Origin of the sequence: Clostridium tarantellae (assembly GCF_009295725.1) — a bacterium.
Taxonomy (GTDB): domain Bacteria; phylum Bacillota; class Clostridia; order Clostridiales; family Clostridiaceae; genus Sarcina; species Sarcina tarantellae.
Map to the genome: position 1 here is coordinate 1 of NZ_WHJC01000093.1, position 12066 is coordinate 12066.

General features: G+C 27.2%; 11 protein-coding genes. All 11 read left to right on the forward strand.

The window, feature by feature from the left end:
- Positions 1-36: 36 nt before the first annotated feature.
- The 11 genes from GBZ86_RS07860 to GBZ86_RS07910 all read left to right on the forward strand — a co-directional run bounded on the left by GBZ86_RS07860 (position 37) and on the right by GBZ86_RS07910 (position 11890).
- Positions 37-312 (forward strand): YlmC/YmxH family sporulation protein, encoded by a 276-nt coding sequence (locus GBZ86_RS07860; protein ID WP_152889402.1) that lies wholly within the window; start codon positions 37-39, stop codon positions 310-312.
- Positions 313-324: 12 nt separating this feature from the next.
- Positions 325-1524 (forward strand): aspartate kinase, encoded by a 1200-nt coding sequence (dapG, locus tag GBZ86_RS07865; RefSeq protein WP_152889404.1) that lies wholly within the window; start codon positions 325-327, stop codon positions 1522-1524.
- 50 nt (positions 1525-1574) lie between these two features.
- A complete protein-coding gene (locus GBZ86_RS07870) occupies positions 1575-2267 on the forward strand; it encodes a ClpP family protease (protein WP_152889406.1) in 693 nt (230 codons plus the stop codon).
- A gap of 216 nt (positions 2268-2483) precedes the next feature.
- Positions 2484-4802, forward strand: coding sequence for an FtsK/SpoIIIE family DNA translocase (locus GBZ86_RS07875; RefSeq protein ID WP_152889408.1), 2319 nt, complete (start codon positions 2484-2486; stop codon positions 4800-4802).
- A gap of 72 nt (positions 4803-4874) precedes the next feature.
- Positions 4875-6209, forward strand: coding sequence for a 30S ribosomal protein S12 methylthiotransferase RimO (gene rimO / locus GBZ86_RS07880; RefSeq protein ID WP_152889410.1), 1335 nt, complete (start codon positions 4875-4877; stop codon positions 6207-6209).
- On the forward strand, positions 6193-6783 hold the full coding sequence (pgsA, locus tag GBZ86_RS07885) for a CDP-diacylglycerol--glycerol-3-phosphate 3-phosphatidyltransferase (protein ID WP_152889412.1): 591 nt from the start codon (positions 6193-6195) through the stop codon (positions 6781-6783). The genes rimO and pgsA overlap by 17 nt, the downstream gene beginning before the upstream one ends.
- Positions 6784-6927: 144 nt before the next feature.
- Positions 6928-7965: a recombinase RecA gene (gene recA, locus GBZ86_RS07890; protein WP_152889414.1), complete on the forward strand. Its 1038-nt coding sequence runs from the start codon at positions 6928-6930 to the stop codon at positions 7963-7965.
- Positions 7966-8234: 269 nt separating this feature from the next.
- Positions 8235-9776, forward strand: coding sequence for a ribonuclease Y (gene rny, locus GBZ86_RS07895; RefSeq protein WP_152889416.1), 1542 nt, complete (start codon positions 8235-8237; stop codon positions 9774-9776).
- A 165-nt stretch (positions 9777-9941) separates the two neighbouring features.
- Complete coding sequence (locus GBZ86_RS07900; protein ID WP_016206312.1) at positions 9942-10202, forward strand: stage V sporulation protein S; 261 nt, start codon at positions 9942-9944, stop codon at positions 10200-10202.
- Between the two features lie 147 nt (positions 10203-10349).
- Positions 10350-11540, forward strand: a complete 1191-nt coding sequence (locus tag GBZ86_RS07905; protein WP_152889417.1) for a pyridoxal phosphate-dependent aminotransferase — start codon at positions 10350-10352, stop codon at positions 11538-11540.
- An 89-nt stretch (positions 11541-11629) separates the two neighbouring features.
- Positions 11630-11890, forward strand: a complete 261-nt coding sequence (locus tag GBZ86_RS07910) for an HPr family phosphocarrier protein (protein WP_152889419.1) — start codon at positions 11630-11632, stop codon at positions 11888-11890.
- Positions 11891-12066: the final 176 nt, after the last annotated feature.

Sequence of the window (12066 nt, forward strand, 5' to 3'; positions counted from 1 at the left end):
AATTAATATGGTAATATGGAGGTAGTTTTTATTTTTATGGGAAATAGTATAAAATATTTAAGTGATATAGAGAAATATGAAATTATAAATATAAATGATGGAGAAAAATATAGTTCATTATCAAATAATGATATTATAGTAGATGAGAATGGTGTTTTAAAATATTTAATAGTAAACTTAGGAAGTTCTAAATTTAGTTTATTTAGTTCTGATGAGTATTTAGAAATAGAATGGGAAAATGTTAAAAGAATAGGAGCTAAAACTATAATATTAGATGTTGAGGAACAAAATATAAGAAAAACAAAGTTATAGGAGTGTGAAATCTTGAAAATCATAATACAAAAATTTGGAGGTACATCAGTATCTACTAAAAAAAGAAGAGAAATGGTAGTTTCAAAAGTAAAAGAAGCTATTACACAAGGATATTTTCCAGTGGTAGTTGTATCGGCTATGGGAAGAAAAGGAGAACCTTATGCTACTGATACATTATTATCACTAGTAGAAGATAGCTTTAAAACACATAATATATTAGCAACAGATTTATTAATGTGTTGTGGTGAAATGATAAGTACTGTAGTTATAAGTAATGAATTATACAATAATAATATAGAAGCAATACCAATGACAGGAGGTCAAGCTGGGATATTAACAGATGATAATTATTCTTCAGCTAAGTTAATAGATGTAAACTCAAAGAAATTGTTACAAATATTATCTCAGGGTAAAATTCCAGTTGTAGCTGGATTTCAAGGTGTTGATAGAGAAGGATTTTTCACTACTTTAGGAAGAGGGGGAAGTGATACTACAGCTGCTATATTAGGTGTAGCATTAAAAGCAGAAGAAATTCAAATATATACTGATGTAGATGGAATAATGACAGCAGATCCAAGAATTGTTGACGAAGCTGAATTAATAAACAAAATAAGTTATAATGAAGTTTTTCAATTAGCTGATCATGGAGCGAAAGTTATACATCCAAGAGCAGTTGAGATTGCAATGAGAGGCGGAATACCTCTTATTATAAAAAATACTATGTCTTCTTGTATTGGAACATTAATAGATAACTTAGGTGATTTAAATAATAATAAATTTATTACGGGAATAACTCATCAACCTGGAAGAATACAAGTTTATATTAAGCAAGAGGATAATAAAAATAATATAGCATATAAAAATATTTTAGAAATATTAGCAAAGAGGAATATAAGTTTAGATTTAATAAATATATTTCCAAAAGAAAAAGTATTCACTATTCATAAAGATGTAAAAAATGTCTTTGAAGAAATTATGGAAACTAATAAATTAAAATATAAATTAATAGAGGAATTAAGTACTATAGCTATAGTAGGTTCAAGAATAAAAGGTATTCCTGGAATTATGGCTAGAATAGTATCAGCTTTAGATAAAGAAAATATTGAAGTTCTGCAAACAGCAGATTCACATATGACTATATGGTGTTTAGTTGAAAGTTCAAAAGTTCAGTTAGCTATACAGTTACTTCATAGAGCATTTATGGAAACTTAGAATAAAACAGCTCAATTTGTAAACACTATCTTATATAGGAGGCGTGTATTATGAATGAAGAGCATGAAAATAATGGAAATAAAAAAATAGATGAAATAAAAGAATTAGGAACTTCCTTGCCAGAAAAACATAAAAAAAGAGATGATATTCAAGTTATTACAATCATTGGCCAAATTGAAGGGCACAATGCTCAACCTCCACAAACTAAAACAACAAAATATGAACATATGATTCCTCAATTAGTTGAGTTAGAGCAAAATGAAAATATAAAAGGAATATTATTTTTATTAAATACTGTAGGTGGAGATGTTGAAGCAGGGTTAGCTATTTCAGAAATGATAAGAAGTTTAAGTAAACCTACTGTCTCTTTAGTAATAGGTGGAGGTCATTCTATAGGAGTTCCTTTAGCAACAGCATCAGATTTTTCATTTATATCTCCATCGGCTACAATGATAATACATCCTATAAGGATGAATGGACTAGTTATTGGAGTTCCACAAACATTTAAATATTTTGAAAAAATGCAAGATAGAATAAATGATTTTATAATAAGAACTTCAAATATTAAATTAGAAATTTTAAAAAATTTAATGATGGAAACAAATGACCTATTAAATGATATGGGAACCATATTAATTGGTAAAGATGCAGTAAAATGTGGATTAATAAATGAAGTTGGTGGAGTAAAAGAAGCATTAAAAAAATTAAAAGAACTTATAGAAAGTAAAAAAATTAAATCATAGGTATATACCTATGATTTAATTTTTTTAGTTTTATATTTGAAGAATAATTTTTAAATATGTTAAAATAAAACTTAGTAGATATTAGTAAAAAAAAATAAAAAATTAATCTTATATAAATATGTAATCTAATGTATAATTATTTTTTGTAGTAATAAATTTAAAATATATTTTTGATGCTTATTTAATTTGAAAATGTTAAGATGAGGGGTGATAACAATGGTTAAAAAGAAAAAGAAGAAAAAATCAAAACAGTTAAAATTAAACTCAGAAATATATGGTTTATTAGTTGGCTGTATTATGCTTATATTAATATTTAGTTTATACACTGATAAGGCTGGATATTTAAGTATATTATCTAAAGAAATATTAGTAAATCTTATGGGTGTAGGAGCATTTATAGTACCTTTTTACGTTATTTATGCTATTATAAGAATTTATGTAATAAAAAAAGAGTTTACTTTATCTAAAATATGGAGTGGAGTAACTCTATTTTTAATAACAACAATATTATTTATTCAAATGTTAGCTATTGATGCTTTTTATGTAGATGGAAAATATTTAGAAACATTAAAAGATATATTATCTTCTGGTAGTTATCTTCATGGAGGAATTATTGGCTTTTTTATAGTTTTACCCATATATAAATTAATAGGAAAATTAGGGTTATATTTAATTTTAATTACATTATATATAATATCTTCAACGTTAATGTTTAATTATAATTTAAAAAATTTACCTCTTATTTTAGCTAGATTTAAAGATGATAGTAATAAATTTACAAATAAAGACAATAAAAATTATGAAGAAGATAATTCTTATATAGATATTGATAAAAATTTAAATGAAGAGGATGAATTTATAAGCAACTTAGATAATAAAATAAAAATTTTTGATTTTATGAAGGATTCTTCTTTAACTAATATAGATACAGAAATAGCTGTAGAAAAAAATAAAAAAGATGAAGATAATAGAAATTTAGAGAAGACAATAATAATTCCAAGAGAATCAAGAAAAGCTGAACAAAAAAGTTTAGATAGTGAAATGAAAGAAACAGTTAATAAAGAAATAAGCCAAACAATTAGCACAGCTTCAAATGTGCCTATAGAGTATATAAAACCAAATGCAGATTTATTAAATATAAATACTCATTTAAAATTAAATAAAGATGATAAAAAAGAATTATTATCTAATGCTAATAAGCTTGAGGAAACTTTAGCTAGTTTTGGAGTTGAAGCTAAAATATTACAAGTAACTAAAGGACCTTCTGTTACTAGATTTGAATTACAACCTAAAGCTGGTGTTAAAGTAAGTAAAATTGTTAATTTAGCAGATGATATAGCTTTAGGATTAGCTGCTAGTGGGGTAAGAATAGAGGCACCAATACCAGGAAAGTCAGCAATAGGCATAGAAGTTCCAAATAAAGAGCAAAATCCTGTATTTTTTAGAGAAATTTTAGAATCTAAAGAATTTGAAGAGAACAATTTTAAAGTAGCATGTGCATTAGGAAAGGATATAACAGGGAAATGTATAGTCACTGATTTAAGCAAAATGCCACATGTATTAATAGCTGGGGCAACAGGATCAGGAAAAAGTGTATGTATAAATACATTGATAATAAGTATTTTATATAAATATTCACCAGAAGATGTTAAATTATTAATGATAGATCCTAAAGTGGTTGAACTAAGTGTATACAATGGTATTCCTCATTTATTAACTCCAGTAGTAACTGATCCTAAAAAAGCTGCAGCTGCATTAAATTGGGCTGTTAATGAAATGACTAGAAGGTATAAACTTTTTGCTGATAATGGAGTTAGAAATGTAGATTCTTATAATTCTATGGCTGATAAAGGAATTATTGAAGAAAAATTACCTTATGTAGTTATGATTGTAGATGAATTAGCAGATTTAATGATGGTGTGTCCACATGATGTAGAAGATTATATTTGTAGGTTAGCTCAAATGGCTAGAGCTGCAGGTATGCACTTAGTTATAGCTACACAAAGACCATCAGTAGATGTTATTACAGGTGTAATTAAAGCTAATATACCTTCAAGAATATCTTTTGCTGTATCAAGTCAAATAGACTCAAGGACAATACTAGATTCAGCAGGTGCAGAAAAGTTATTAGGAAGAGGAGATATGTTATTTTATCCTGTTGGTGAATCTAAGCCATTAAGAATACAAGGAGCATTTATTTCAGAAGAAGAAGTAGAACAGATTGTATCTTTTGTAAAAAATTCACAACAAAGTGATAGATATGAAGAGCAGATCTTAAATCATATAAATTCAATAGAAAGTGGAAATTTAAAATCTATTGACAGTAATGATGAGCTTTTAGATGAAGCTATTAACATTGTTGTTGAAAGTGGTCAAGCGTCTACATCATATCTTCAAAGAAGATTAAGAATAGGTTTTAATAGAGCTGCAAGAATAATGGAGCAGTTAGAAGAAAAGGGAATAATATCTGGAAGAGATGGAAGTAAGCCAAGACAAATATTGATTTCAAAGGAAGAATTAGAGAATGCGGAATAAAAAACTCTTGTTTAAATTGCAAAACAGCTTTAAAATTAGTAGTATATAATTTCGCACATAGGAGGAATAAATTTGACTAAATATAAAGTAGGAGTTGTTAGCTTAGGCTGCGATAAAAATAGAGTTGATACGGAAATAATGCTAGGTAATGTTAAAGCAAAATATGATTTAACTAATAATGCAAAGGAGGCAGATATTTTAATAGTTAATACTTGTGGGTTTATTGAAAAAGCTAAACAAGAATCTATAGATACTATTTTAGAAATGGCAGAGTACAAAAATACTCATAAATGCAAGTTGTTAATAGCAACAGGATGTTTGATTCAAAGATACGGAGATGAATTAAGAGAATTAATTCCTGAGATTGATATTATGTTAGGTGTAAATGACTATGCCACTATAAACAATGCAATAGAGAAGTTTATAAATAAAAATGAAAAGGTAAGTATATTAAATTATAGTGATATTACTATAAATGAAGGAATAAGATTAATTACTACAGATAAGGCTACAGCTTATTTAAGAATAGCAGAAGGTTGTGATAATTTCTGTACATATTGCATTATACCTAAAATAAGAGGAAAATTTAGAAGTAGAAATTTAGATGCAATATTAAAAGAAGCTAAGGATTTAGCTAAGAATGGTATAAAAGAAGTAATATTAATTGCTCAAGATACTACTAATTATGGTATTGATATTTATGGTGAAAAAAAGCTGCATTTAATATTGAAGGAATTATCTAAAATTAAAGGGATTGAGATGATAAGACTAATGTACTGTTATCCAGAAGCTATATATGATGAGTTAATAGATGAAATAGCTTCTAATGATAAAGTGTGTAAATATCTAGATTTGCCAATTCAGCATATTAGTACAGAGATACTAAAAAGAATGGGAAGAAAGACAACTAAGGAAGAAATATTGAATAAGATAAAAATGTTAAGAAATAAAATTCCTAATATAGTACTAAGAACTTCTTTAATTGTTGGATTCCCAGGAGAAAATGAAGAAAACTTTAATGAATTAAAAGATTTTTTAAGAAGTACAAAACTAGATAAAGTAGGAGTATTTACTTATTCGCAGGAGGAAGGAACAGCTGCAGCTTTAATGAAAAATCAAATTGATGAAAAAATTAAAGTAAAAAGAGAAGAAGAATTAATGCTAATTCAAAAAGATGTTTCAGCAAAGATTAATGCTAATAAAAAAGATAAAATATATGATGTTCTTATAGAAAAATTTAATGGACAATATTATATAGGAAGAAGCTATGAAATGGCTCCAGATATAGATGGATGTATATATATAAAAGGTGAGGGTTTAAATAAAGATAGTATATATAAAGTTAAAATAGAAAAAGCTTTAGAATACGATTTAATAGGAGTTGTATGTGATGAATCTTGCAAATAAATTAACGTTAATAAGAATATTTTTAGTTCCGATATTCTTAATATTTGTATCGGTAAGAGATATACCATATGGGATTTCAATAGCTACAACTATATTCATAATAGCTTCTCTTACTGATAAGTTAGATGGATATATTGCTAGATCAAGAAATCAAATAACTAATTTTGGAAAATTCATGGATCCTTTAGCAGATAAGCTTTTAGTTACTGCTGCTTTAATATCATTAGTGGAATTTCAATTAGTACCAGGATGGGCTGCTACAGTAATAATAGCAAGAGAATTTGCTGTATCAGGACTTAGAACTTTAGCAGCTGCTGATGGAATAGTTATTGCTGCTAGTTGGTGGGGAAAAATAAAAACAGTGATGCAAATGGTTGCTATAATAGCTTTACTATTAAAGGTTAATATAATAAATATATCAATGTTTAATATGTTTGTTAATAATAATGATATTTTAAAAATATTATTTACTTATGTTCCAACAGTACTTTTATACATAGCTGTTATAATAACAATGATATCAGGTGTAGATTATTTTATTAAAAATAAAAATGCTGTAAGCATAAATAAGTAAGATTTAATATTATAAAAAGAGTCAATAATTAAAATGTAAAGTCTATAAATTTTTTATACAGCTTTACATTTATTATTGACATTTTTAATATTATAGAATATAATTATCTTAGAACAAATGTTCGGAGAGTGAGGAGGAGTTATTATGGCAAATATTGATTCAGATAAATTAAAAGCAATTGAAATGGCCATGAGCCAAATTGAAAAGCAATTTGGAAAAGGTGCTATTATGAAATTAGGAGAAAATACGGCTGCAAATATTGAAGCTGTTTCCACAGGATGTTTAGATTTAGATATAGCATTAGGAATTGGTGGTGTTCCTAGAGGTAGAATAATAGAAGTATATGGACCAGAAAGTTCAGGAAAAACAACTGTAGCTTTACATATAGTAGCAGAAGCACAAAAAGTAGGAGGAGCAGCTGCTTATATTGACGCAGAACATGCTTTAGATCCAGCATATGCTACTAGATTAGGTGTTGATATAGATAATTTAGTAGTTTCTCAACCAGATACAGGAGAACAAGGGTTAGAAATAGCGGAAGCATTAGTTCGTTCAGGTGCTATAGATGTATTAGTAGTAGATTCAGTAGCGGCATTAGTTCCAAGAGCTGAAATAGAGGGTGAAATGGGAGATGCCCATGTTGGATTACAAGCTAGACTTATGTCTCAGGCCTTAAGAAAATTAGCTGGAACAATAAATAAATCAAAGTGTGTAACTATTTTTATAAATCAGCTAAGAGAAAAAGTTGGCGTTATGTTTGGAAATCCTGAAACAACCCCAGGAGGAAGAGCTTTAAAATTTTATGCTTCAGTTAGAATGGATGTTAGAAGAATAGATTCTATAAAACAAAGTGATAGTATAACTGGAAATAGAACAAGAGTTAAAATAATGAAAAATAAAGTCGCTCCTCCATTTAAACAAGCAGAATTTGATATTATGTATAATGAAGGTATTTCAAAAACTGGCAATATAGTAGATGTAGGAGTAAAGGAAGAGATTATTCAGAAAAGTGGAGCATGGTTCTCATATGGAGATATTCGTTTAGGTCAAGGTAGAGAAAATGCTAAACAATATTTAAAGGATAATAGTGAAATTGCTTTAGAAATAGAAAATAAAATTAGAAAGAAATATAATTTACCGTTAAGTAAAATAGAAACAGAAGGTAAAAAAAAGGAAAAATAATGTATGAAAAAGCACTACTTTAAAATAGTGCTTTTTATTTAATTAAAATTTGATTGATTTTAATTAAATAAATTTAAAATTAACTAAGTATAAAACTTTAAAAGAAAGTAAAACATAACTAAGTAGATAACTTGACATAAGAATAAATATACTATACAATAATAACAAATACTGGTTTATCATATTCAGGAAAATTACAGTGAGAATAATTATGACACCTTTCTGTGCTTAATTTTTATAAAGATAAATAATGCAAGGAGGTGTTTATTATGAAATGGATAGTAGAGATACTAATCATGATTGTAATATTAGCAATATTAGCAGTAGTTCAATATAATATGATTCAAAAAGCTTCTAAAAATAAAATTGATAGCTTAGAAAAAGATGCAGAGAATGCTCTTGAAACTTCTAAAAAGGAAGCAGAAGCTATTAAGAAAGAATCAATTTTAGAAGCTAAAGAAGAGGTGCACAAGTTAAGAACTGACTTTGAAAAAGAATCCAGAGATAGAAGAAATGAAATTCAAAGATTGGAAAGAAGATTAATTCAAAGAGAAGAATCTTTAGATAAAAAAAGTGAGTTATTAGAGCGTAAAGAAGACAGTATAAATAAAAAAATGACAGAAGTTGAACAACTTGAAGCAAGTGTACAAAGTTTATATGAGCAACAAAGAAGTGAGCTTGAAAGTATATCTAATCTTTCAAGTGAAGATGCAAGAACAATTTTATTAGAGCAGGTTAAAAGAGAAATTAAACATGAAACTGCTATAATGATAAAAGATTTAGAAGCAAAAGCAAAAGAAGAAGCAGATAAACGTTCAAGAGAAATAGTTACTACAGCAATTCAAAGATGTGCTGCTGATCATGTATCAGAGTCAACAGTTCATGTAGTATCATTACCAAATGATGAAATGAAGGGTAGAATCATTGGTAGAGAAGGAAGAAATATAAGAACATTAGAAACATTAACAGGAGTAGATTTAATTATAGATGATACTCCGGAAGCTGTTATTCTTTCAAGTTTTGATCCAATTAGGAGAGAAGTTGCTAGAATAGCATTAGAAAAATTAATTGTAGATGGAAGAATTCATCCAGCTAGAATTGAAGAAATGGTAGAAAGAGCTATTAAGGATGTTGAAAATGACATCAAAGAAGAAGGAGAACAAGCAACTTTTGAAACAGGTGTGCATGGACTTCATCCAGAAATAATTAAGCTTTTAGGTAGATTAAAATATAGAACTAGTTATGGGCAGAATGTATTAAAACATTCTGTAGAAGTTTCTTATTTGGCAGGATTGATGGCATCTGAATTAGGATTAGATGTTAATCTTGCAAGAAGAGCAGGTCTTTTACATGATATAGGAAAAGGCGTAGATCAAGAATATGAAGGTCCACATGCATTAATTGGTGGTGATTTAGCTAAAAAATACCATGAATCACCAGTGATTGTAAATGCTATATCAGCTCATCATGGAGATGTTGAAATGATATCTTTAGAAGCTGTTTTAGTTCAAGCTGCAGATGCTATATCAGCTGCTAGACCAGGAGCAAGAAGAGAAACTCTAGAAGCTTACATTAAAAGATTAGAGAAATTAGAAGAAATAGCTACTTCATATGAAGGTGTAGAAAAGTCATATGCCATTCAAGCTGGAAGAGAGATTAGAATTATGGTTAAACCAGATCAAGTCGATGATGCAGGGGCTATTGAGATGGCGAGAAACATTGTTAAGAATATAGAAGAACAACTAGAATATCCAGGTCAAATTAAAATAAATGTTATAAGAGAAACCCGTGCAGTTGACTATGCAAAGTAATTAAAAAGATAATAAATACATTTTGTTTCCACAAAATGTATTTTTTTTATGTTTTAAATTAAAATAGAAGGAATTTATAATATATTATAGAATATATTATTATAGAGTTTGCATAATATTGTCTTGTAAACGTATGCGTATAATATTATAGGAGGTTATGGAATAATGGAAGTATTAAAAGTTTCAACAAAATCAAATCCTAATTCAGTAGCAGGAGCATTAGCGGCTATTATTAAAGAAAAAAATATTGTAGAGATACAAGCTGTGGGAGCAGGAGCTATAAATCAAGCAGTAAAAGCAATAGCTATAGCTAGAGGGTTTGTAGCACCAAGTGGTAAAGATATAGTGTGTGTTCCAGCTTTTACCGATATAGAAATAGATGGAGAAGAAAGAACAGCTATAAAACTGATTGTTCAACCAAGATAATATTATTTAAAATGAAAAAGACTAATCTTAGATTAGTCTTTTTATTTACTTTATTACTTAAAGGTGATATATTGATTTTAGAGTTAAGATATAATTAAAAAATGAGGAATTTAAATACCTTATATAAAAACTAAAGGGGGCATATTTATGAATTTATCAAAAAAAGCATTAAATGTTGAACAATCTTTAACATTAGCACTTACAGCAAAAGCGGCAGAATTAAAAGAAAATGGTGTAGATGTAATCAGTTTTGGGGTTGGAGAGCCAGATTTTAATACACCACAAAATATAATAAATGCGGCTGTAAAAGCAATGGAAGATGGGAAAACTAAATACACTGCAGCATCAGGAATTGTTGAACTTAAAAATGCAATAATAAAAAAATTAAAGAAAGATAATAATTTAGAATATAAAATAAATAATATTGTGATTTCTACTGGGGCAAAACAATGTTTAGCAAATATTTTTACAGCCTTATTAAATCCAGGAGATGAGGTTATGATACCAACTCCTTATTGGGTAAGTTATCCTGAATTAATAAAACTAAATGATGGAGTATCAGTTATTATTGAAACTAGTGAAGTAAATGATTTTAAAGTTACAGTTGATGAATTAGCTAAAAATTTAACTGTTAAAAGTAAAGCAATTTTAATAAATTCTCCTAATAATCCTACAGGAAGTATATATAGTAAAGAAGAATTAGAAAAAATTGCTAAGTTTGCTAAAGAAAATAATCTTTATATAATATCAGATGAAATATATGAAAAATTAATATATGATAATAATAAACATATTAGCATAGCAAGTATTAATGAAGATGCATATAATCGTACAATAGTTATAAATGGTTTTTCTAAATCCTATGCTATGACAGGTTGGAGAATTGGATATACTGCTTCAAATGAGAAAATAAGTAAACTAATGTCAAGTATACAAAGTCATACAACATCTAATGTAAATACAATAGCTCAATATGCAGCAGTAGAAGCTTTAGAGGGTTCACAGGAACAATTGGATTCTATGATAAAAGAATTTTCAAAAAGAAGAAATATAATGCTTGAAAAATTAAGTGAAATAAAAAATATTTCTTATATAACTCCTAGTGGAGCTTTTTATGTTATGGTTAATATAAAAGAGTTAATGAATAAATTTAATATAAAAAATTCTTTTGAATTTGCAGAAATACTTTTAAAAACAGAAAATGTAGTAGTTATTCCAGGAATAGCTTTTGGAAAAGATAATTACATAAGATTGTCTTATGCAACATCTAGTGAAAATATAGAAAAAGGTTTAGAGAGAATAAAAAAATTTGTTAATGAATTAGTTTGTAATAATTAGTTAATAAATTGTTGAATTTTCACAAGAAAATGTTTATAATAAAATAGTTAGATATTATTGTAACAAATTTAGTAAAGAGGTGTGCACATATGGTAACTAAAGAAGTTTTAGTAAAAAATTCAACTGGTTTACATGCTAGACCAGCAACATTATTAGTAAAAAAAGCTTCCGCTTTTAAATCAGATGTAAGTCTTGAGTTTAATGGAAAAAAAGCTAATGTTAAAAGCTTAATTGGAGTTTTATCTTTAGGAGTTTCTAAAGATTCATTAGTTAAAGTTATAGCTAATGGTGATGATGAAGCTTTAGCAGCAGAAGAAATTGCTAGCTTAATAGAAAATTTAGAAGAATAATTATAAAAAGGTTCCCTTTTGGAACCTTTTTATTTTTTAAAAATTAGTTTTTAAATTTACTTAATAATAAAGTTTATGTTATAAATTTTTAATTATGTTTACATGAAGAATAAAAAAGTTTAAATAATAGAGTTATTAAGTTTATTGCTCCTGCAAATACTAATATATATATAGAC